20 protein-coding genes are annotated in these 20,321 nt (G+C 71.1%); 14 read left to right on the top strand and 6 right to left on the bottom strand.

Going from position 1 to position 20,321, the window contains the following annotated elements:
- Nucleotides 1-70: 70 nt before the first annotated feature.
- Nucleotides 71-1,456 carry an ATP-dependent RecD-like DNA helicase gene (locus ACFWCH_RS04375; RefSeq protein WP_378802994.1) on the top strand — a complete coding sequence of 462 codons (1,386 nt, stop codon included), beginning with the start codon at nt 71-73 and terminating at the stop codon, nt 1,454-1,456.
- A 56-nt stretch (nt 1,457-1,512) separates the two neighbouring features.
- Here ACFWCH_RS04375 and ACFWCH_RS04370 read toward each other — a convergent pair whose 3' ends face one another.
- Complete coding sequence (locus tag ACFWCH_RS04370) at nt 1,513-2,160, bottom strand: heme oxygenase (biliverdin-producing) (protein WP_240744512.1); 648 nt, start codon at nt 2,158-2,160, stop codon at nt 1,513-1,515.
- Nucleotides 2,161-2,214: 54 nt separating this feature from the next.
- Entirely contained in the window at nt 2,215-2,529 is a 315-nt protein-coding gene (locus ACFWCH_RS04365) for a DUF2470 domain-containing protein (protein WP_136044268.1), read from the bottom strand.
- A gap of 99 nt (nt 2,530-2,628) precedes the next feature.
- Here ACFWCH_RS04365 and ACFWCH_RS04360 point away from each other — a divergent pair, with 99 nt between their 5' ends.
- The 3 genes from ACFWCH_RS04360 to ACFWCH_RS04350 are packed head-to-tail and all read left to right on the top strand — an operon-like array spanning nt 2,629 to nt 6,286.
- Entirely contained in the window at nt 2,629-3,912 is a 1,284-nt protein-coding gene (locus ACFWCH_RS04360) for a serine hydrolase (protein WP_136029698.1), read from the top strand.
- A gap of 26 nt (nt 3,913-3,938) precedes the next feature.
- Nucleotides 3,939-4,955: a magnesium/cobalt transporter CorA gene (gene corA / locus ACFWCH_RS04355; protein WP_206252316.1), complete on the top strand. Its 1,017-nt coding sequence runs from the start codon at nt 3,939-3,941 to the stop codon at nt 4,953-4,955.
- Between the two features lie 20 nt (nt 4,956-4,975).
- Entirely contained in the window at nt 4,976-6,286 is a 1,311-nt protein-coding gene (locus tag ACFWCH_RS04350) for an FGGY family carbohydrate kinase (protein WP_378802993.1), read from the top strand.
- Between the two features lie 10 nt (nt 6,287-6,296).
- Here the strand turns inward: ACFWCH_RS04350 and ACFWCH_RS04345 are convergent, their stop codons facing one another.
- Complete coding sequence (locus ACFWCH_RS04345; protein ID WP_366628152.1) at nt 6,297-6,917, bottom strand: hypothetical protein; 621 nt, start codon at nt 6,915-6,917, stop codon at nt 6,297-6,299.
- Nucleotides 6,917-7,867, bottom strand: a complete 951-nt coding sequence (locus ACFWCH_RS04340) for a sugar-binding transcriptional regulator (protein ID WP_168387142.1) — start codon at nt 7,865-7,867, stop codon at nt 6,917-6,919. Before ACFWCH_RS04340 ends, ACFWCH_RS04345 begins: the two co-directional genes overlap by 1 nt.
- 136 nt (nt 7,868-8,003) lie before the next feature.
- Between ACFWCH_RS04340 and ACFWCH_RS04335 the strand changes: the two genes are divergently transcribed.
- From ACFWCH_RS04335 to ACFWCH_RS04300, 8 genes are all read left to right on the top strand, one after another.
- Entirely contained in the window at nt 8,004-8,657 is a 654-nt protein-coding gene (locus ACFWCH_RS04335; RefSeq protein ID WP_378802992.1) for an SIS domain-containing protein, read from the top strand.
- The gene (xylB, locus tag ACFWCH_RS04330; protein ID WP_378802991.1) at nt 8,654-10,147 is read left to right on the top strand and encodes a xylulokinase; all 1,494 of its coding nucleotides are present in this window, start codon (nt 8,654-8,656) and stop codon (nt 10,145-10,147) included. Before ACFWCH_RS04335 ends, xylB begins: the two co-directional genes overlap by 4 nt.
- A complete protein-coding gene (locus ACFWCH_RS04325; RefSeq protein WP_136044354.1) occupies nt 10,140-11,195 on the top strand; it encodes an NAD(P)-dependent alcohol dehydrogenase in 1,056 nt (351 codons plus the stop codon). The genes xylB and ACFWCH_RS04325 overlap by 8 nt, the downstream gene beginning before the upstream one ends.
- Nucleotides 11,192-12,691 carry a sugar ABC transporter ATP-binding protein gene (locus ACFWCH_RS04320; RefSeq protein WP_378802990.1) on the top strand — a complete coding sequence of 500 codons (1,500 nt, stop codon included), beginning with the start codon at nt 11,192-11,194 and terminating at the stop codon, nt 12,689-12,691. The genes ACFWCH_RS04325 and ACFWCH_RS04320 overlap by 4 nt, the downstream gene beginning before the upstream one ends.
- The gene (locus ACFWCH_RS04315; protein WP_240744513.1) at nt 12,688-13,731 is read left to right on the top strand and encodes an ABC transporter permease; all 1,044 of its coding nucleotides are present in this window, start codon (nt 12,688-12,690) and stop codon (nt 13,729-13,731) included. The genes ACFWCH_RS04320 and ACFWCH_RS04315 overlap by 4 nt, the downstream gene beginning before the upstream one ends.
- Nucleotides 13,732-13,778: 47 nt before the next feature.
- The gene (locus ACFWCH_RS04310; RefSeq protein ID WP_136044352.1) at nt 13,779-14,789 is read left to right on the top strand and encodes a sugar ABC transporter substrate-binding protein; all 1,011 of its coding nucleotides are present in this window, start codon (nt 13,779-13,781) and stop codon (nt 14,787-14,789) included.
- 77 nt (nt 14,790-14,866) lie between these two features.
- A complete protein-coding gene (locus tag ACFWCH_RS04305) occupies nt 14,867-15,481 on the top strand; it encodes a nucleoside/nucleotide kinase family protein (RefSeq protein ID WP_136044351.1) in 615 nt (204 codons plus the stop codon).
- Complete coding sequence (locus ACFWCH_RS04300; RefSeq protein WP_136037150.1) at nt 15,478-16,248, top strand: SDR family NAD(P)-dependent oxidoreductase; 771 nt, start codon at nt 15,478-15,480, stop codon at nt 16,246-16,248. Before ACFWCH_RS04305 ends, ACFWCH_RS04300 begins: the two co-directional genes overlap by 4 nt.
- 62 nt (nt 16,249-16,310) lie before the next feature.
- On the opposite strand, the gene ACFWCH_RS04295 is transcribed toward ACFWCH_RS04300, so the two are convergent.
- A complete protein-coding gene (locus ACFWCH_RS04295; protein ID WP_136029719.1) occupies nt 16,311-16,532 on the bottom strand; it encodes a multidrug transporter in 222 nt (73 codons plus the stop codon).
- The gene (locus ACFWCH_RS04290) at nt 16,519-17,874 is read right to left on the bottom strand and encodes an APC family permease (RefSeq protein ID WP_136044350.1); all 1,356 of its coding nucleotides are present in this window, start codon (nt 17,872-17,874) and stop codon (nt 16,519-16,521) included. The genes ACFWCH_RS04295 and ACFWCH_RS04290 overlap by 14 nt, the downstream gene beginning before the upstream one ends.
- A 255-nt stretch (nt 17,875-18,129) precedes the next feature.
- Here ACFWCH_RS04290 and ACFWCH_RS04285 point away from each other — a divergent pair, with 255 nt between their 5' ends.
- Both ACFWCH_RS04285 and ACFWCH_RS04280 read left to right on the top strand, forming a co-directional pair.
- Entirely contained in the window at nt 18,130-18,780 is a 651-nt protein-coding gene (locus ACFWCH_RS04285; protein ID WP_378802989.1) for an MIP/aquaporin family protein, read from the top strand.
- A 203-nt stretch (nt 18,781-18,983) separates the two neighbouring features.
- Nucleotides 18,984-20,303 carry a hypothetical protein gene (locus ACFWCH_RS04280; protein ID WP_378802987.1) on the top strand — a complete coding sequence of 440 codons (1,320 nt, stop codon included), beginning with the start codon at nt 18,984-18,986 and terminating at the stop codon, nt 20,301-20,303.
- The last annotated feature ends 18 nt before the right edge of the window (nt 20,304-20,321 follow it).

Below are 20,321 nucleotides of genomic sequence, written 5' to 3'. Positions count from 1 at the left end.
GCCCCGCGACTCCCGGCGCGACGTAGCATGGGTGGGCGCCCCCGTCCGCCCCTGCAGCCCTGAGAGAACCGTGTCCCTTCCCGCCCTGTCCGAGGAGCAGCAGGAGCTGTTCCGCCTCATCGAGGACACCGGGGAGCACGTGTTCATCACCGGCCGCGCCGGCACCGGCAAGTCGACGCTCCTGCAGCACTTCGCCTGGAACACGAAGAAGCAGATCGCGATCTGCGCGCCCACCGGCGTCGCCGCGCTGAACGTCGAGGGGCAGACGATCCACTCGCTGTTCCGGCTCCCGATCGGGCTGATCGGCGACGCGGACATCGACCAGAACGATGCCACCCGGCGCATCCTGAACGCGATCGAGACCCTCGTGATCGACGAGATCTCGATGGTCAACGCCGACCTCATGGACGCGATCGACCGCTCGCTGCGGCAGGCCCGCGGGCACAGGGGCGAACCGTTCGGCGGTGTGCAGGTGGTGATGTTCGGCGACCCATACCAGCTCGCGCCGGTCCCGCCGCGCGGCGACGAGGCCCGCTACGTGAAGGACCACTACCGCTCCTTCTGGTTCTTCGACGCGAAGGTGTGGTCGGGCGGCTCCGGGCTCTCCGACCAGGAGGGCCTGTTCCAGGTCGACACCAGGGCCGAGCTGCACGTGCGGGAGCTGGTGCAGATCCACCGGCAGTCCGACGACGGGTTCAAGGCGATGCTCAACGCCGTGCGCTACGGCCGGGTGACCGCGGAGATCGCCGGGGTGCTGAACGCGCAGGGTGCCCGCACGCCGCCCGACCCCGAGCCGGGCGAGGTGCCGATGATCACCCTCGCGACGCGCAACGACATCGTGAACGGCATCAACGGCCGTCACCTCGCCGCCCTCCCCGGCAAGGAGCAGACCGCGCGCGCCGAGATCAACGGCGACTTCGGACGCGGCGAGGCCGCCCTGCCTGCCGAGTCGGAGCTCAAGCTCAAGGTCGGCGCGCAGGTGATGTTCCTCCGCAACGACACCGCCATGTCGGGCGAGCCGCCGCGCTGGGTCAACGGCACCATCGGCACCGTCACCCGCATTCTCGGCGGGGCCGTGCGGGTGGAGATCGACGGCGAGGAGGTGGAGGTCGAGCCGGCCGTGTGGGAACGATTCCGTTACGCCTACGACCCGAACACGAAGAAGCTGTCCCGCGACGTGGTGGCGGAGTTCACGCAGTTCCCGCTGCGGCTCGCGTGGGCCGTGACGATCCACAAGTCGCAGGGCAAGACCTATGACCGCGCGATCATCGACCTCGGCTCCGGGGCGTTCGCGCCGGGGCAGACCTATGTGGCGCTGAGCCGTCTGACCTCGCTCGACGGGCTGTACCTGTCGCGACCGTTGCGGCCGAGCGACATCCGGGTCGACGAGGACGTGCGGCGCTTCATGCGCGACGCGTGGCTGGCGGCGTCGACGCCGGAGCTTCCCACGGGCTGAACCGCGGTGGACGCCCTTCGTCTCGTGGTCGCTCGCTCAGGGACCGGTGAGGGCGCTCAGGCGGCGGCGCGGGCGCGGTCGAGGTCTTCGAACAGCTCTGTGTTGAACCGGTAGGCGAGCAGCACCTCGTCGATCACGCGCTCGCGCTCCGCCTCGTCCCACGGGGCGGCGTCGAGCTGTTCGCGGTACACGTCCTTGAAGGCGGACGGGTCGGCGATGTCGTCGAACAGGTAGAAGCCGACGCCGTTGGTCTCGAAGCCGAAGCGGCGGGACATGACGCGGCCGATGAAGATGCCGCCGGAGAGGTCGCCGAGGTAGCGCGTGTAGTGGTGGGCGACGAAGCCCCCGGCCCAGGTCGCGCCCACCTGGCGGATGCGCTCCACGTAGCGCTGCGTGGTGGGCAGCGGCGTGATCCGGTCGCGCCAGTCCGCGCCGAGCAGGAACTCGAGGTCGGCCTCGAGCGCGGGGAGGCGGGTGAGCTTGTCGCTGAGGAACACGGAGGCGACGGGGTCGGTGCGCATGCGGTCGCCCGCGCTCTCGAGGGCCTCGTAGATGAAGTAGTGCTGCGCGACGAGCGCGATGTAGTCCTCGCGGGAGCCCTCGCCCTTGAGCAGGTCGGACATGAAGCCGGCCGTCTCGCTGCGCGAGTGCGACCCGGAGGAGCGCTCGCGGAGGGCGGCGGAGAAGGAGAGGATCTCGGGCATGGCCCCAGTGTAAGGGCAGCCTAACCTTGGACGGAAGTCCGGGTCGGTGCGGAGTCAGTCGTGCGGCCGCGGCTCGACGCCCAGGCGCGCGCACGCCGCGTCGTACAGCGCCACGACCTCGCGCCGCACCTCGGGGCGCTCCGTGATCGGGCCGCCGGGCCACGGCACGCGCAGCGTCGAGGTGGAGCCGCCGCGGGTGACCTCCCACACGCCGGCCTCGCCGTCGAAGCCGGTCATGACGGACGCCGTCGGCTCCTGGTCGGCGGGCTCGGCGAAGGCGCGGGCGATCAGCAGGTTGTCGTCGGTGTGGTCGCCGTTCATGTGGCGGAGCACGGCGGCGATCACGTCGGGAGCGAAGTCGTGGGGCACCCTCACACCCTACGGGCCGCGATCGGCGCGGTCCCGCGAGGCGGACTTCCAGCATCCTCGCTCTAGACTCGGGAGATACGTCCTCGGGGGTTCCTTCACATGCAGCTTCTCTCGTCGCGCCGGTGGCGCGCCGCAGCGGCCACGGCCGTCGTGCTCGGGCTCGTCCTCACCGGTTGTTCGTCCGAGGACTCCTTCAGCTACACGCCGCCCGACCAGGTCGACGCCTCCCTGCCCGACGACACCGTCGCGGCGATGCAGACCGCGGTCGACAACGCGCTCACCGCGTCGGGTGCGTCCGGAGCCATCGTCGGCGTCTGGGTGCCGTGGAGCGGCAGCTGGGTCGCGGCGGCCGGCACGCAGGACAAGGAGGGCGGGGCCGAGCTGACGACGGACATGTCGTTCCGCATCGCCGACGTCACGCGCCTCATGACGTGCGACGTGCTGTACGCGCTCGCCGACGAGGGCACCGTGGAGCTCGACGCGAAGGTGCCCACCTACGTCTCCGGCGTCGCGGACATGACCGACGTGACCCTGCTCGACCTCTGCAACGGCACGAGCGGCGCCGGGTCGTCCGAGGAGACCGCCAAGGCCGCCTGGATCAACACCCCCGAGCGCGTGTGGGCTCCGCTCGAGCTCGCCGGCTACGGCCTCGGCCGCGCCAGGGTGGCCCCGCACACGACCTTCCGCGACTCCGACGCGGGCTACCTGCTGCTCGGCCTGGCGCTCGAGCGCGCCACCGGCATGACCGCGCGCGAGCTCATCGCGGAGTACGTCACCGAGCCCCTCGGCCTCACGCAGACCGAGCTGCCCACGCCGCAGGCCGCCCCGCCGGTGCCCGAGCCCGCCATGAACGGCCACTACATGTCGGCTGTCGAGGGCGGATTCAACTGCGCGGCCCCGGTCGACATCACCACCCTCTCGTCCAGCTCCGGCTTCACCGACTCCGGCGTCGTGTCGACCATCACCGACCTCGGCCGCTACGCCCAGGCGGAGGCCGCGCAGGCGCTGCGCACGAAGGAGGAGCCCGCGCGCTTCGGCTCGCCGCTGCCCGTGTCCGACACGGCCGCGTCGTGGTTCCAGGCCACCGGCGGTGCCTACCTCGTCGGCTCGATGGTCGGCCAGCACGGCTGGACCCCCGGCTATGCGACCGCCGCCTACTCCGACCCGGCCACCGGGTTCACGGTCGCCGTGGTGCTGAACGACTCCACCGCCGGGGCGCTGTTCGCCCAGCAGCTGTCGTGGGAGCTCGCGGCCATCGCGTCGAAGGCCCCCGCCGCGTCCGGGCAGACCGCCCCCGACTTCGGGCTGCCGTTCACCGCGGAGCAGTACCACCAGGCCACCACGGACGCCGCGCTCCCGTGCGTCGCGCCCGCGGAGGAGTGAGCACCGGCTGATCGGAAGGGGTCGTCGTGGCGATCGTCGACAACGCGATCTACGTGGACGGCGTCCGCACGGAGAACCCGCGGACCCTCAGCGAGACGTTCGAGCGCATGCGCGAGCGACGCGGCATGAGCTGGATCGGGCTGTACCGGCCGAGTCCGGAGGAGATCCGCGCCGTGGCCGACGAGTTCGCCCTCCACGAGCTCGTGGTGGAGGACGCGCTGTCCGGCCACCAGCGCTCCAAGCTCGAGCGCTACGGTGACGTGCTGTTCATGGTGCTGCGACCCGCCCGCTACCTCGACGACCTGGAGGAGGTCGAGTTCGGCGAGGTGCACGTGCTCGTCGGGCCGGACTTCGTGGTGACCATCCGCCACGCGGAGGCTCCGGATCTGGCGCGGGTGCGCCGCCGCCTCGAGGCCGACCCCGCGCTGCTCTCCCACGGGCCGGAGGCCGTGCTGTACGCGATCCTCGACGAGGTGGTCGACGAGTACGCCCCCGTGCTCGCCGGCCTCGAGAACGACATCGACGAGATCGAGAGCCAGCTCTTCGAGGAGGATGTGGACGCCACGCAGCGCATCTACGACCTGGGCCGCGAGGTGATCGACTTCCAGCGCGCCACCCAGCCGCTCGTCGGCATGCTCGAGGCGCTCCTGCGCGGTTCCGACAAGTACCGGGTGAGCGAGGAGCTGCAGCGGTACCTGCGCGACGTGCTCGACCACACCCTGCGCGTGAGCGACAGGGCGACCACGTTCCGCACCGTGCTCGACAACGCGCTCACGGTCGAGTCGACCATCGTCGCGCGCCGCCAGAACGAGGAGATGCGGCGCATGACCGAGCTCAGCATCCGGCAGAACGAAGAGGTGAAGAAGATCTCCGGCTGGGCGGCGATCCTGTTCGCCCCGACCCTGGTCGGCACGATCTACGGCATGAACTTCGACCACATGCCCGAGCTGCACTGGCTGCTCGGTTATCCGATGGCGCTCGCGCTCATGGTCGCGATGGGCCTCGGACTCTACGCGGCGTTCAAGAACAAGGGATGGCTCTGACGCCGTGGGATGATCGCAGGATGGAACTCGTGGCGGGAATCGACTCCTCGACCCAGTCCTGCAAGGTCGTCATCGCCGACGCCCTCTCCGGTCGGGTGATCCGCGAGGGGCGTGCGCCGCACCCGCCGGGCACCGAGGTCGACCCGGAGGAGTGGTGGCGGGCGCTGCAGGCCGCGATCGCCGCGGCGGGCGGGCTCGACGACGTGCGGGCCTGGGCGATCAGCGGACAGCAGCACGGCATGGTCGCGCTCGACGGCCGGGGACGGGTCGTGCGACCGGCCCTGCTGTGGAACGACCTGCGCTCGGCAGACGCGGCGGCCGCCCTGATCGCGGAGCACGGCGCCGCCGCCCTCGCCGAGCGCACGGGCCTGGTGCCCGTGCCGTCGTTCACGCTCACCAAGGTGCGGTGGCTGCGCGAGCACGAGCCGGAGCACGCCGCGCAGGTGCGAGCGGTCGCCCTGCCCCACGACTGGCTCACCTGGCGGTTGCGCGGCTTCGGACCGGACGCGCCGCGCGGAGCCGCCCTCGACGAGCTGGTCACCGACCGCTCCGAGGCCTCGGGCACCGGCTACTGGACCGACGCGGGCTACGACCGCGAGCTGTTCGGCGCCGCGCTCGGCCGCGACGCGATCCTGCCCCGCGTGCTCGCGCACGACGCGGCCGTGACCGATGCGGACGGGCGCCGCGTCGGCCCGGGGTCGGGCGACAACGCCGGTGCGGCGCTGGGGCTCGGCGCGGCCGTGGGCGACGTGGTGGTGTCGATCGGCACGAGCGGCACGGTGTTCGCCACGAGTGCCCACCGCACGATCGACCCGTCGGGCATGGTCGCGGGCTTCGCCGACGCGGCCGGGGGCCACCTGCCTCTCGTCGCGACCGTGAACGCGGCGCGCGTGCTCGACACGCTGGCCACGCTGCTCGCGGTGGACCACGTGGAGCTCGGGCGGCTCGCGCTCGCCGCCGACCCGGGTGCCGGGGGACTGGTGCTGGAGCCGTACTTCGAGGGGGAGCGCACGCCGAACCTGCCCGACGCCACGGGCACCCTGTTCGGCATGACCCTCGCGGCCACCACGCGCGAGAACCTGGCGCGTTCCGCGTTCGAGGGCGTGCTGGGCGGCCTGCGCTACGGCCTCGACGCGATCCGCGCGCTCGGGGTGCCGACGGCGCGGGGCATCCTGATCGGCGGCGGCGCCCGGTCGGCGGCGGTCAGGGAGATCGCGCCGCTCATCCTCGACATCCCGATGACGGCACCGCCCGCGGGTGAGTTCGTCGCCTGGGGCATGGCGCGTCAGGCCGCTCGCACGCTCGGGCACGAGCTGCCGCCCGCGGCCTGACCCGCGCGGCTCAGACGTCGGCGGCGGGCCGCAGCAGGTCGGACCACGCCGCGGTGCCGTCGAACACGAGGTCGGTGCCCACCACGGCCCAGTCGGCGCCGGCCGCGGACAGGGCCTCCGCGTGCTCACGGCGCACGCCGCCGTCCACGCCGAGGGGTCGTGCGGGCGCGGCATCGCGGAGGGCCGAGAGCTTCGCCAGCACCCGCTCGTCGAACGCGCTCCCTGCCTGCCCCGGCACGATCGACATGCACAGCACGGGCAGGTCGAGCGGCACGGCCGTCGCGGGCGTCTGCGGGGAGACGGCGAGCCCGGCGCGCATGCCCCGGCGTTCGATCCGCGCGACCGCATCCTTCCAGTCGTCGCTCTCGACGTGCACGATCACGAGGTCGCAGAAGTCGGCCCACGCGTCGACCTCGCGCGCGGAGCGGTGCGCCATCACGTGCGCCTCGGCCGCCATGCCCGTCTGCGCGGCCAGCGCGGCGGCGGCGTCCGGCGTGAAGCCCCCGGCCGCGGCGAACCGTCCGTCGGTGGTGTCCCAGTGCAGCCGGCTCAGGCCCGCGTCGCGCAGTCGCAGCGCGGTGTCGAGGCGGTCGTCCGGGGCCACGGACCACAGCGATCCGGCGATCCGCATCACTCGTCGTCCGCCAGCACGGCCTGGGCGAGGGCGTGGTCGGTGAACAGTTCGCTGATCAGTCCCACCCGCGACACGGTGCGGATCGCGTCGGCCTTCGCTGCTCCTCCCGCGACGGCGACCACGCGCGGCACTTTCTGGAGCTGCTCGTACGAGATGTTGATGCAGCGGTCCTGGAACTCCGTGTCGACGGGGGTCCCGTCGCTGCGGATGAGGATGCCGGCGATGTCGGCGACGCACCCCTTGCTGAGCGCGTTGGCGAGGTCGTCGATGGGCAGCACGTCGCGCACCTGCGACACGGGCGGGTCCCATGCTCCGACCGACAGCAGCGCCGTGGTGACCGAGGGGAAAAGGTCGATCGCCGAGCGGATGTCGGGGTGCCGGCGCAGGCTCATCGCGGTCTCGCGGTCGTCCACGATGAGCGGCGAGAAGATCGGGTACACCGCGCCTCCCGCGCGACGCGAGGTCTGTCGCACCACCTCGATCGGGGAGGAGGCGAGGTCGCCCGCCACGACACCGGTGAGCTGCACGATCGACAGGCGCGGCAGGTGCGCGAACTGGCTCGCGGTGGCGGTGAGCGTGCGGCCCCAGGTGACGCCGAGCACCTCGTCCTCCTGCAGCGTCTCGCTGAGCGCGCGGGCGGCGGCGGCGCCGATCTGGCGGCGCACGTCATCGTCGTCTCCGTGTGAGCGCACGACGAGGCAGCGCTCCAGGCCGAGCTTGTCCTGCAGGCGCTGGCTCAGCTCCACGTCGGGGAGACCCCAGTCGTGGATCTCGATCGTGACGATGCCCTCCTCCTTGGCGCGGCTGAGCAGGCGGGCGACCTTGAAGCGCGAGATGCCGAGGGCGTCGGAGATGTCGACGCGGGAGCGGTCCTCCAGGTAGTGCGCCCGGGCGACGGCCGCCATGAGGGCGCGATCCTGATCCACGCTCTTCGTCGCATCGCTCATTTGAGCGTTGAAATCACGAAACTGTGACATATGTGACGGCTGCCTTTCCTCCGGCTTGCGACGGTTCCTATGCTCAAACGTACATCCAAGCATCACAGATGAGCGCAGCATGTGCGAGGCGCGATCGAGGGAGAACGTGTTGAACGTCGATGACGACATCCTGGCGGTAGCGCGCGGGCGGCTCCAGGCCGAGGCCGAGGCCGTGCGCGCACTGATCGACACGATCGACGGCACCCTGGTCACCGCGGCCTCGATGATCCTGTCCGCCACGGGCAAGCTGTTCATCGGCGGCTCGGGCACCTCCGGCACGGTCGCCCGGCGCATGGCGCACATCCTGTCCGTCACCGGTACGCCGTCGCTGCCGTTCTCCCCGATGGACGGGCTGCACGGGGCCTCCGGCGCCATCACCGCCGACGACCTCGTGCTGCTGATCTCCAACGGCGGCGCCTCCGACGAGGTCGTGCAGCTCGCCCGCATCGCCCGCGGCCGCGGCGCCCGCGTGATCGCCCTCACCCGCAGCCACGACACCCCCCTCGCGCGGCTCGCCGACCACAGCGTCGCCGTGGCCGTGCAGCCCTCGGCCGACATCGGCGGCATCGTGGCCACCGGCATCACGATCGCGCAGTCCGCGTGGGGCGACGCGCTCGCCGAGGTGCTCATGCGCGGTCGCGGCTACACGTGGGCGGAGTTCATGACCACGCACCCCGCGGGCGCCGTCGGACGCCTCGAAGACCTCCCCGCCGACCCCTCCCGCCTCACCGTCCCCCCGTTCGAGAAGGTCGCGCGATGATCGACGTGGTCGCCGGAGTCGACAGCTCCACCCAGTCGTGCACGGTCGAGCTGCGCGACGCCGCCACCGGGGCGCTCGTCGCCACCGGGCGCGCCCCCCACCCCGTGACCCACCCGCCCGTCAGCGAGCAGGACCCCGAGGCGTGGTGGGCGGCCCTGGTCGCCGCGATGGCCGAGGCCCGCCGCGGCGCCGACGTGCGGATCGTCGCGGTCGGCGTCGGTGCGCAGTGCCACGGCCTCGTCGTGTCGGATGCCGACGGACGCGTCCTGCGCCCCGCGCGACTGTGGAACGACACCACCTCCGCCCCGCAGGCCGCGGCGCTGCTCGCGCGTCACCCCGCCGCCTGGTGGGCGCAGCAGATCGGGATCGTGCCGTCGGCGGCCATCACCGTGTCGAAGCTCGCGCTGCTGGCCGAGACCGAGCCGGAGACCCTCGCCCGCGCGCGTCACCTCTCCGTGCCGCACGACTGGCTCACGTACCGCCTCACCGGGCGCCGCGTGACCGACCGCTCCGACGCCTCGGGCACCGGCTACTACTCCGCCGCGACGGGACGGTGGCGCACCGACATCCTCGACGAGGCGGTGGGCGAGCGCGACTGGGCGCCGCTGCTGCCCGAGGTGCTCGGACCCGACGAGGCCGCCGGGCGCATCCTCCCCGCCGCGGCCGACGCGCTCGGCATCGACCGCGACGCGCAGGTCAGCGCGGGTGGCGGCGACCAGCACCTCGCCGCCCAGGGCATCGGCCTCGGCGAGGGCGACGTGGCGTACAGCCTCGGCACCTCGGGCGTCGTGTTCGCGACCACGCCCGACCCGGTCGCCGACGTGACCGGGGCCGTCGACGGTGTCGCCAACGTGACCGGCGGCTACCTGCCGCTCGTCTGCACGCTCAACGCCACCAAGGTGACCGACACGATCGCGCGGCTGCTCGGCGTCGACCACCGCGAGCTCACCGACCTCGCCCTCGCCGCCCCGCTCGACCCGGAACGACCCGTGCTGGCCGCCTACCTCGACGGGGAGCGCTCGCCCCGGCTCCCGTCCGCCCGGGGCATGCTCGCCGGACTCACCACCGCGACCGGACGCGAGCAGCTCGCCCTCGCCGCGTTCGAGGGCGTCGCGCTCGGACTCGTCCGCGGGGAGCGGGCCCTCGCGGCGCTCGGCATCCCCACCACGGGCCTCACCATCGCGATCGGCGGCGGCGCCCGCTCGCTCGCGTACCGGCAGGTGATCGCCGACCTCACGCAGCGGCCCGTGCACAGCGTCGACGCGCCGGAGGGCACCGCGCGCGGCGCCGCGATCCAGGCCGCCGCCGTGCACCGCGGCGAGACGGTCGCCGCCGTGACCGCGGCCTGGCGCCCCGCCACCACCTCGGTGACCGAGCCCGCCGCCGACCGCAGCGACGTGTGGGACCGCTACCTGCACCTCGCCGACCTGCAGGCCGAGCCAGCCGCGGCCCACCCGCTTTCCCCCAAGAGAGAGGACACTCATGTCTGAGATCCCGTCCACGATGACCGCCAGCGTGCTGCGGGGGGTGAAGGACCTGGTGCTCGAGGAGCGCCCCGTCCCCACGCCCGCCGCGGACGAGGTGCTCGTGGAGGTCGCGAGCGTCGGCGTCTGCGGATCCGACGTGCACTACTACGAGCACGGACGCATCGGACCCTACATCGTCGAGACCCCGCTGATCCTCGGCCACGAGGTGAGCGGCCGGATCGTCGCGGTCGGCGCCGACGTCGACCCCGCCCGCGTCGGGCAGCGCGTCGCCATCGAGCCGCAGCGCCCCTGCCGCCGGTGCGACTTCTGCCGCGCCGGCGACTACAACCTCTGCCCGCAGATGGAGTTCTACGCCACCCCGCCGATCGACGGCGCCTTCTGCGACTACGTGCTGATCCAGGACGACTTCGCCTACGAGGTGCCCGACGCCATCAGCGACAACGCCGCCGCGCTCATGGAGCCGCTGTCGGTGGGCATCGCCGCCGCGCAGAAGGGCGGCATCAAGGTGGGCGACACCGTGCTGATCGCCGGCGGCGGCCCCATCGGCATCATCGCCGCGCAGGTCGCGAAGGCGTTCGGCGCGGTCGACGTCGTGGTCGCCGACATCAACCCGGCCCGCCGCGAGCTCGCCGCCTCCTACGGCGCCCGCGTGGTCGACCCCGCCGCGGAGTCCACCGTCGAGCTGGCGGCGAACGTCTTCATCGACGCCTCGGGCGCCACCCCCGCGATCGTCAACGGCATCCGATCCACCCGCGCGGGCGGCACCGTGGTGCTGGTGGGCAGCGCCGACGAGTTCCCGCTCTCGGTGCCCGAGGTCGCGATGCGCGAGCTGAACGTCACCGGCATCTTCCGCTACACCGGCACCTGGCCCATCGCCCGCGCCCTGCTCGAGTCCGGCCAGGTCGAGCTCGACTCGCTCGTCACCCACGTGTACGGCATCGAGCAGGTCGAGGAGGCGCTGTCGGGCGAGGGGTCGATCGACTCGCTCAAGCGCATCGTCCTGCCCCGCACCCGGCGCGTGGACGAGCCGTCGGTCAAGGCGGCGTCATGAGCGAGACGCTGCTGTCGGTCGAGGGGGTGTCGAAGTCGTTCCCCGGGGTGAAGGCCCTCGACGACGTCTCCTTCGACGTGCGCCCCGGCACCGTGCACGCCCTGTGCGGCGAGAACGGCGCCGGCAAGTCGACGCTCATGAAGATCATCAACGGCATCTACCAGCCCGACGCCGGGACGATCCGGGTGCGCGGCGAGGAGGTGCGGATCAAGAACCCCATCGACGCCCGCGCCCGCGGCATCGCGATGATCTCGCAGGAGCTCAACTACGTGCCGGGCATGACGATCGCGGAGAGCTTCTTCCTCGGCCGGCTGCCGATGAAGTACGGCAAGGTCGACTGGCGGTTCATCCGCAGCGAGGCCCGCCGCATCCTCGCCGAGGAGGGCCTGGAGTTCTCGATCAACCGGCGCCTGGGCACCCTCACCGTGTCGGAGATCCAGACCCTGGAGATCCTGCGCGCGGTCTACCACAGCGCCGACGTGCTGATCATGGACGAGCCGACCTCGGCCATTGCGCACAAGGAGGTCGAGTCGCTGTTCGCGAAGATCCGCGACCTGCGCGCCCAGGGCAAGTCGATCATCTACATCTCGCACAAGATGGACGAGGTCTTCGAGCTCGCCGACGACATCAGCGTGCTGCGCGACGGCACCGTCGTCCGCTCGCAGCCCGCCGCGGACATCACCTCCAGTCAGGTGATCGCGCAGATGGTGGGCCGCGACCTCGACCACCAGTCCTACCCCAAGGAGCGGGTCGAGATCGGCGACACCGTGTTCCGCGCCACCGGGCTCTCCGCCGCGCACATGTTCGAGGACATCGACCTGCACATCCGCGCGGGCGAGATCGTCGGGCTCGCGGGGCTCATCGGCGCCGGACGCAGCGAGGTCATCCGTGCGGTGTTCGGGCTCGACAAGCTCGACGCGGGCGAGATCGAGGTCGACACGAAGACCGTGAAGATCAAGAACCCCACCCACGCGATCAAGGCCGGCGTCGCGATGCTCTCGGAGGACCGCCGCCTGGTCGGCATCGTCCCGCAGCTGAGCATCATGAAGAACGCCACGCTGGCGAGCCTGCGCAAGGTCATCCGCGGGGGCTTCGCGCGGCGCCGCGAGGAGGAGAAGCTCGTCACCGAGTACTTCCAGAAGATGAACGTCAAGGCGCCCAGCCTGCAGACGCGCATCGCGAACCTCAGCGGCGGCAACCAGCAGAAGGTGCTCCTCGCCCGCTGGCTGATCGCCGACCCGAAGGTGCTGCTGCTCGACGAGCCCACCCGCGGCATCGACGTCGGCGCCAAGTTCGAGATCTACAAGATCATGACCGAGCTCGCCCGCCAGGGCCGCGGCATCCTCATGATCTCCTCCGAGCTGCCCGAGCTCATCGGGATGTGCGACCGCATCTACGTGATGTCGGCCGGACGCCTCACCGCGGAGCTGACGCCCGATCAGTTCTCGCAGGAAACCATCCTCACCTACGCCATGAATGAAATCGAGGTGGCATGACAATGCTCCAGAACCTGAAGAGACTCGAGGTGAACCGCTTCTCGATCTACATCATCCTGCTGGTGGTGATCGTCGCGGCGAGCTTCCTGAGCCCGAACTTCCTGAGCTCCGACAACATCTTCAACGTGCTCCGCCAGGTCGCCGTGATCACGATCCTCGCGTTCGGCGCGATGACGCTCATCATCGGCGGCATGATCGACCTGTCGGCCGGTGCCGTCATGGCGTTCGCGGGCGTCGTGTCGGTGCTGGTCTACAAGTCGACGGGCAACCTGCTGCTCGCGATCCTCGCCGGCATCCTCATCGGCATGCTCTGCAACCTCGTCAACGCGTTCCTCGTGGCGACGCTGAAGACCCCCGCGTTCATCGTGACCCTCGGCATGATGCTGATGGCGCGCGGCGCGGTGCTCGAGCTCACGCAGGGGCAGAACGTGCTGCAGCTGGGCGACTTCATCCTCATCGGCCAGGGCAACCTCGGCTGGCTGCCCATCCCGGTGCTGGTGCTCATCGGCGTCACCATCGTGATCTGGTACCTGATGAACCAGACCCGCTACGGCCGCTCCGTCTACGCGGTCGGCGGCAACGAGGAGGCGGCTCGCGCTGCCGGCATCTCGGTCGAGCGGGTGAAGTACCAGGCGTTCCTCGTCAACGGCGCCCTGGTCGGCATCGCGGGCGTGATCTTCATGTCGCGCGTCAACGCCGGGCTCCCCAACGCGGGCGTCGGCTACGAGCTGCAGGCCATCACCGCCCCGATCATCGGCGGCACCAGCTTCTCGGGCGGCGTCGGCACGGTCATGGGCACCCTCGCGGGCGCGCTGATCGTCGGCATCCTCGGCAACATCATGAACCTCATCGGGATCGGCTCGTACATCCAGCAGATCGTGATGGGCGCCATCATCGTCGTCGCCGTCGCCTACGACGTCTTCAGCAAGCGCGGCAAGGCGAAGACCACCATCCTCAAGTCCGACGCGAAGGGTGACCCCTTCCCCGTCGGAGCCTCCTCGTCCGCATCCGATCCGGGAGGCGGCAGGACCTCGTCCTGACCCCTCCGTCCATCGCTTCACCCACCCACAGAAAACAGGAGAAGACAATGAAGAGTCTTACCCGCAGGATCATCGCGCTCGGCGCCGCTGCCGCCGCGGCGATCAGCCTCGCCGGCTGCGCCGTCACCACCGGGAACCCGGCCGGGAACGGCGGCGGAGGCGCCTCCGAGGACAAGGACGAGTACCGCGTCGCGTACATCGCCCGCGCCCAGGCCGACTCGTTCGCCGCGTGGCTCGCGAACGAGATGAAGCAGGAAGCCGGCAACTACGACGACATCACTCTCGAGGTGTTCGACGGCCAGGCCGACGACGAGATCGAGAACAAGATGATCGAGAACGCGATCGCCAACCGGTTCGACGCGATCATCATCCAGGCGAACAACGCCGACGCGCAGCTGCCGTACATCCAGCAGTCCATCGACGCGGGCATCGTGACCATCACCACGAACCCGCGCGTCGAGGGCCTGAGCGGCGGCAACTCGGTCGACGCCGACCCGTACAAGCAGGGCGCCGTGGTCGCCGAGCTCGCGGTCGAGCAGATCCCCGACGGCGCCAACGTCGTGGTGCTGAACGGCCCGGCGGGCAACTTCCACAGCACGGCCCGCCGTGACGCGTGGCAGAAGGAGTTCTTCGAGAAGCGCAGCGACGTGAACATCGTCGCGGAGGACATCGCGAACTGGAACAAGGACGAGGCCATGACCCTCATGGAGGACTGGTCGCTCGCGAACCCGCAGATCGACGCGATCATCTCGATGAACGACAACATGGCGTCGGGCGCGCTCGAGGCCGTGAAGGGCAAGAGCGGCTTCGACGGCATCCTCGCGTTCGGCGTGGACGGCACCCCCGAGGCCACGCTGCTCATCGAGGCGGGGACCATGACGGCGACCTCGCTGCAGAACGCCCGCGAGCTGGCGCAGCTGAACCTCAAGGCCGTGCATGACCTGCTCACGGGCGCCGAGGACGAGGTCAACGTCGACATCGGCAACCCGCTGATCACGAAGGACAACGTGCAGGAGTACATCGACCTGTACAAGGAGGCCGGTCTGCTGGACCAGTGACACCGCGTCGGGGGAGCGGGCGGCCGCCCGTTCCCCCGGCCCGTGCCCCCCACCCGTCCCTTCCCCGAAAGAACCCGATGCGCGCACTGACCGCCGCCGACGCCCCCGTCCGGGTGCGCGAGCTCTCCCGCGACGCACGTCCGTTCCTACTCGGCGTCGTCGGGCCGCCCGGCGCCGGCAAGTCCACGCTCGCCGCCGCCCTGGGGGAACCGGTGCTGCCGATGGACGGGTTCCACCTCGCCAACGAGCACCTCGACCGTCTCGGACTGCGCGACCGCAAGGGCGCCCCGGAGACCTTCGACGTGCACGGCTTCGCCGCCCTGCTCACCCGACTCCGCGCGGGCGAGGCCGTACTCGCCCCGCGTTTCGACCGCGACCTCGACGCCGCGGTCGCCGGCGCCCTCCCGCTCTCCGCCTCCGACCGCGTGATCGTGGTGGAGGGCAACTACCTGCTGCACGACGCGGGCGGCTGGGAGCGCGTGCGCCCGCTGCTCGACGAGGTCTGGTACCTCGACGTGCCCGACGGACTGCGCGTGCGCCGCCTCGTCGCCCGTCACGAGGCCCACGGCCGCTCCCACGACGACGCCGTCGCCTGGGCGACCCACGTCGACGGCCCCAACGCCGACCTCATCCGCGCGACCCGCCACCGGGCCGACGCGATCCTCACCCCGACCGAAGGAGACGACGCATGAGCGTCATGGACACATTCGCCCTCACCGACCGCACCGCCCTCGTCACCGGCGCCACGCGCGGCCTCGGACGGGAGTTCGCCCGCGCGCTCGCCGAGGCCGGAGCCGACGTGGTCGTGCACGGCCGCGACGAAGCGGCGGCACGCGAGACCGCGGCGGAGATCGAGGCCGTGGGGCGCCGGGCCTGGGTGGTGCTGGGCGACCTGACCGACCGTGCGTCGGTCGACCGCATCGCCGCCGAGGCCATCGACGCCGCGGGCGGACGCCTCGACATCCTCATCAACAACGCCGGGGCGTGCATCCACCGTCCGGCGCTCGAGGTGACCGACGACGAGTGGTCGCACGTGATCGACACGAACCTCACGGCCCTGTGGCGGATGTCGCAGACCGTCGGCGCGCACATGGTCGCCCGCGGCTCCGGGTCGATCGTGAACGTGGGCTCGATCTCGGCGCAGATCGTGAACCGTCCGCAGTTCCAGCCGGCGTACAACGCCTCCAAGGCCGCGGTGCACCACCTCACCAAGTCGCTCGCGGCGGAGTGGGCCCCGTCCGGCGTGCGGGTCAACGCCGTCGCGCCCGGATACATCAAGACCGACATGTCGCCGGTGGACGAGCCGCGCTTCCGCCGCTTCTGGATCGAGGACTCGGCTCAGCAGCGCTACGCCACGCCGAGCGAGGTCAGCCCGTCCGTCGTGTTCCTCGCCTCCGACGCGGCGAGCTTCATGTCGGGCACCGTGCTCGTGGTCGACGGCGGCTACACGCTGTTCTGATCGCGGCGCACACGCGAACGCCCGCTCCCGGGGGAGGAGAGCGGGCGTTCGTACGTTCGGGGTCAGTCCTCGCCGTCGGCCTCGGGCATGCCGGGGCCGGGGCCCGGGCGCACCTCGGCGTCGTCGCGGATGTCGACGCGCGTGGTGCCGTCGTGCTCGCTCACGTCGATGCGGGGGGCGGCGTCGGCCTCGGTCGCATCGGGAGCCGAGGTGAGCTGGTCGTGCCGGTTCTCCTCGAAGCTCTCGCGGTCGTCGCCGGTGCGGTCGTGGTCAGGCGTGCTCATGATGCTCCTTCTGGTCGTCGGTCGTCGAACGGGAACGCGTCCAGCGTGCCACGGCGTACAGCACCCCGCCCACCGCGAGCAGGATCGCGCCGAACAGCCACACCTGCGCACGCTGCTGGGTGAGCAGCAGGATGCACGACCCGACGCCCAGCACCGGCACGAAGGTCCATACGCGGAAGTGGTCGTGCTCCACGCGGTCGCGCCGCAGCACCAGCACCGACACGTTCACGCTGAGGAACACGACGAGCAGCAGCAGCACCACGGTCTCGGCCAGAGTGGCCAGGTCGCCGACGAGCGTGAGGCCCATCGCGACGAGGGTCGTGGTGAGGATCGCGACCCACGGGGTCTTCCGCTTCGGCAGCACGCGTCCGAGCACGGACGGCAACAGGTTCTGCTCGGCCATGCCGTACGTGAGGCGGCTGACCATGATCATGGTCAACAGGGCGCCGTTGGCCACGGCGATGAGGGCGATCAGGCTGAACAGCCACGACGGCACGTTCATCCCGGTGGCCTCCACCACGGCGAGCAGCGGGCCGCTGGACTCCTGCAGTTCGGACGACGGGAGGGCGATCGCGCTCGCGAGCCCCACGAGCACGTACACGACGCCGGCGGTGATCAGGGCGGCGAAGAGCGCCCGCGGGTACGTGCGGCGCGGGTCCTTCACCTCTTCGATCATGTTCGCCGAGGTCTCGAACCCGACGAACGAGTAGTACGCGATCACGGCTCCGGAGAGCACGGCGATCGCCACGTTCGACCCCTCGGGCGCGGCCATCGCGCGCGACACGTCGCCACCGCCGCCGCCCACGAAGATCGCGACGACGACGATCACGATCACCAGACCGCTGAGCTCGATCGCGGTCATCACGAGGTTCGCGCCCATCGACTCGCGGATCCCCCGGGCGTTCAGCAGGCCGACGAGTGCGAGGAAGGCGATCGCGACGGGGATGGTCGGCAGGTCGACGAAGGTGCTGAGGTAATCACCGGCGAAGGCGATAGCCAGCCCCGCGGCACTGGTCACCCCGGCCGCGAGCATGCTGAAGCCCACCAGGAACGACACCAGCGGGCTGTGGAAGGCGCGCTCCGCGAACACCGCGGCCCCGCCCGCGCGCGGGTATTTGGTGACGAGCTCGGCGTAGGAGCCCGCCGTGAGCAGCGCCAGCAGCAGCGCCAGCACCAGGGGTGCCCACAGCAGGCCGCCGACCTTGCCCGACAGCACGCCCATGAGCGCGTAGATGCCCGCGCCCAGCACGTCGCCGAGGATGAAGGCGTAGAGCAGGGGGCCGGTGATGGCGCGCCGCAGCTTGGTGGGCGCCTCGGTCGCGGGCGCAGTCTGGGAGGTCATGCTCGCACGCTAGGGGGAGCGGACGGCCACGGGCGACGGGCTTGACAGGGGCGCGGGGCATGCGCGAAGCCTTCGGCCTTGCACCGTCCTCAGGTGCGACAGCGCCCCGTTCAGCGTTTTCCCAGAAAAGACCGCGCGGCTCCGCCTCCCGGCCCACCGCGGCCGCTATCCTCAGTGCCGCAAGGCGGGTCGTCGGCTACGAATTGCCGAGCGGACGGGGTGGCCGCCTTCGGTTCCACAGAAAAGGGCACACTCATGACCGGTACACCGCGGAAGGCCATCGCCGAAGCGATCGCCACCTTCCTCTTCGTCCTCGCGATCATCGCGGCCATCAACAGCGGCAGCCCGCTGACGCCGCTCGCGATCGGCTTCACACTGATGGTGCTCGTGTACTCCACGGGCCACATCTCCGGCGCTCACCTGAACCCCGCCGTCTCGCTCGGCGTCTTCCTCCGCGGCGGCCTCAGCGTCGCCGACTTCATCGCCTACCTGATCGCCCAGTTCGTGGGTGCCGCGCTCGCCGCCCTCGCCGCGCTCGCCGTCTGGCCCGCGGGCGACAAGGCCATGGTGATCGAGGTCGGCCCGGCGTTCCTGGTCGAGGCGCTGTTCACGCTCATCCTCGTGTGGGTCGTGCTGAACTCCGCCACGTCGAAGGACACCGCGGGCAACTCGTTCTACGGCCTCGCGATCGGCGCCACCGTGTTCATCGGCGCCGCGACCGTCGGCTCCATCTCGGGCGGCGGCTTCAACCCCGCCGTGGCCCTCGGCCTCTCGGTCAGCGGCCACTTCGCGTGGAGCTCGCTGTGGCTCTACATCGTGGCCCCGGCCGTCGGCGCGATCATCGCCGCGGTCCTGTTCCGCGTGCTCAACACCGACGACGCGAAGAAGATCGCCGCCGCCGAGTGACACCGTGACACCGGAGCGCCGCATCCCCTCGGGGGTGCGGCGCTTCTGTGTGTCAGGGGTCAGGGGTCAGGGGGGCGACCGTCCGGAGAATAATCAGCGAGCGATCAGGTGGGCTCTCTGACGCCGTGGCATCCTGCGGAGGCCGAGCGGGGGCCGGTCGAACGCGACCGGCGAAGATCGACCCGAGATAGGGGGACCCTCGCATGGGAACCGAAGGAATCAGCAGACGGACTTTCGCCAAGAGCGCGGCCTGGGTGGCCATGGCGGCGCTCGCCTCCACCGCCGCACCGGTGTCCGCGGCCGCGGACTCCGTCCCGGATGGAGTGACCGTGTCGTTCGTCGGCTTCGACTCGCCTCCGGCGGGGAGCGATCGCGACACCGGCGATCCGACATGGCCGGAGAACTACCTGCTGGAGGCGCGCTTCCGTCTGCAGCTGGCGCCCGGGGTCTCTCTTCCTGCGGGATCCCGCCTGTTCATCGGCGCGGACGCCGGGATCTTCCCGTCGGGCTTCGCCTTCTTCCGCGGTCCGGCCGTCGGAGCGAGCACCTCGGACGGCCTCTGGGTGCGAGACCCCGACGAGTACTACACGGAGAACTACAACCCGAACACCGGCTCGCGGAAGTTCGGGTACGCGGTCTACCGCCTCACGCGCGACCTCGCAGCGCCGGCGGACCTGACGTTCTCGGTGGCGGGGGTGAGCAACGCCGCCGTCCCGACGGGATGGAACGCGCAGACCGTGCTCGTGGCCGACCTGATGTCGGCCAGCTCGTTCAGCGCCGGTGCCGCGCATCACCGGGCGCTCTCATCGCCCTTCCGGATCGTGGACGTGCCCCCGGACCCGAAGGCCGACACGAACGGAACCGGAGTGCCCGGGCTCTACGCGTACCCCCGCGCGACGGCCGCGGGCCGAGTCGCCGAGTTCAGCACGCTGCTGCGGGTGATGCCGACGATGACCGCGAACATCTTCTGGAGCCACCAGTTCGGGATCTCTGGAACGTCGGGCGGCTACACCGGCGTGCAGACCTACGGGAACACGAACGGAAGGCAGTGGCTGTTCTCCCTCTGGGGGGCGACCGACGCCGAGGTCAATCCGAGCCTGCACGGGGTGATGGCCGGCGACACCGACGGTGCGCCCGGCCGATCCGTCCGGGTGTTCCGTCCGTGGACCACCGGTCGGACCTATGTCTTCCGAGTCGCGGAGATCCCCGGACGCCCCGGCTGGTGGAACTCGACGGTGACCGACACGGCCGACGGCACGAGCTTCTCGATCGGCAACCTGTTCGTGCCGCAGCAGGGTGCGCTCATCTCACCCCAGGCGTCGTGGGTCGAGTACTGGAACTGGAACGATTCCACAGCCCAGTGTCTCGATCAGGAGAACAGCGACGCCGTGTATGCACCGCTGAGGCTCGATGGCCTGCTCGTGCCGTACACGTCGGGCAGGTCCAACCCGCCGTGCTCGGGGGGCTCGGTGACGATCGCCCCCGACGGATCCGCTCGCCTGCGGGCCTACCCCGGCACCTGACGGCACCGACACCGGAGC

The sequence above is a fragment of the Microbacterium sp. NPDC060132 genome (assembly GCF_042729675.1).
Classification (GTDB): domain Bacteria; phylum Actinomycetota; class Actinomycetes; order Actinomycetales; family Microbacteriaceae; genus Microbacterium; species Microbacterium sufflavum.
This window is presented reverse-complemented; position numbering and strand designations above follow the sequence as displayed.

Excerpts from the sequence above, each read along its gene's own strand:
- ACFWCH_RS04305 (WP_136044351.1), top strand. The coding sequence starts at position 14,867 with ATGCGCGCACTGACCGCCGCCGACGCCCCCGTCCGGGTGCGCGAGCTC.
- ACFWCH_RS04340 (WP_168387142.1), bottom strand. The coding sequence starts at position 7,867 with ATGAGCGATGCGACGAAGAGCGTGGATCAGGATCGCGCCCTCATGGCG.
- ACFWCH_RS04320 (WP_378802990.1), top strand. The coding sequence starts at position 11,192 with ATGAGCGAGACGCTGCTGTCGGTCGAGGGGGTGTCGAAGTCGTTCCCC.
- ACFWCH_RS04290 (WP_136044350.1), bottom strand. The coding sequence starts at position 17,874 with ATGACCTCCCAGACTGCGCCCGCGACCGAGGCGCCCACCAAGCTGCGG.
- ACFWCH_RS04285 (WP_378802989.1), top strand. The coding sequence starts at position 18,130 with ATGACCGGTACACCGCGGAAGGCCATCGCCGAAGCGATCGCCACCTTC.
- ACFWCH_RS04300 (WP_136037150.1), top strand. The coding sequence starts at position 15,478 with ATGAGCGTCATGGACACATTCGCCCTCACCGACCGCACCGCCCTCGTC.
- ACFWCH_RS04350 (WP_378802993.1), top strand. The coding sequence starts at position 4,976 with ATGGAACTCGTGGCGGGAATCGACTCCTCGACCCAGTCCTGCAAGGTC.
- ACFWCH_RS04360 (WP_136029698.1), top strand. The coding sequence starts at position 2,629 with ATGCAGCTTCTCTCGTCGCGCCGGTGGCGCGCCGCAGCGGCCACGGCC.
- ACFWCH_RS04280 (WP_378802987.1), top strand. The coding sequence starts at position 18,984 with ATGGGAACCGAAGGAATCAGCAGACGGACTTTCGCCAAGAGCGCGGCC.
- ACFWCH_RS04315 (WP_240744513.1), top strand. The coding sequence starts at position 12,688 with ATGACAATGCTCCAGAACCTGAAGAGACTCGAGGTGAACCGCTTCTCG.
- ACFWCH_RS04310 (WP_136044352.1), top strand. The coding sequence starts at position 13,779 with ATGAAGAGTCTTACCCGCAGGATCATCGCGCTCGGCGCCGCTGCCGCC.
- xylB (WP_378802991.1), top strand. The coding sequence starts at position 8,654 with ATGATCGACGTGGTCGCCGGAGTCGACAGCTCCACCCAGTCGTGCACG.
- ACFWCH_RS04345 (WP_366628152.1), bottom strand. The coding sequence starts at position 6,917 with ATGCGGATCGCCGGATCGCTGTGGTCCGTGGCCCCGGACGACCGCCTC.
- ACFWCH_RS04295 (WP_136029719.1), bottom strand. The coding sequence starts at position 16,532 with ATGAGCACGCCTGACCACGACCGCACCGGCGACGACCGCGAGAGCTTC.
- ACFWCH_RS04370 (WP_240744512.1), bottom strand. The coding sequence starts at position 2,160 with ATGCCCGAGATCCTCTCCTTCTCCGCCGCCCTCCGCGAGCGCTCCTCC.
- ACFWCH_RS04325 (WP_136044354.1), top strand. The coding sequence starts at position 10,140 with ATGTCTGAGATCCCGTCCACGATGACCGCCAGCGTGCTGCGGGGGGTG.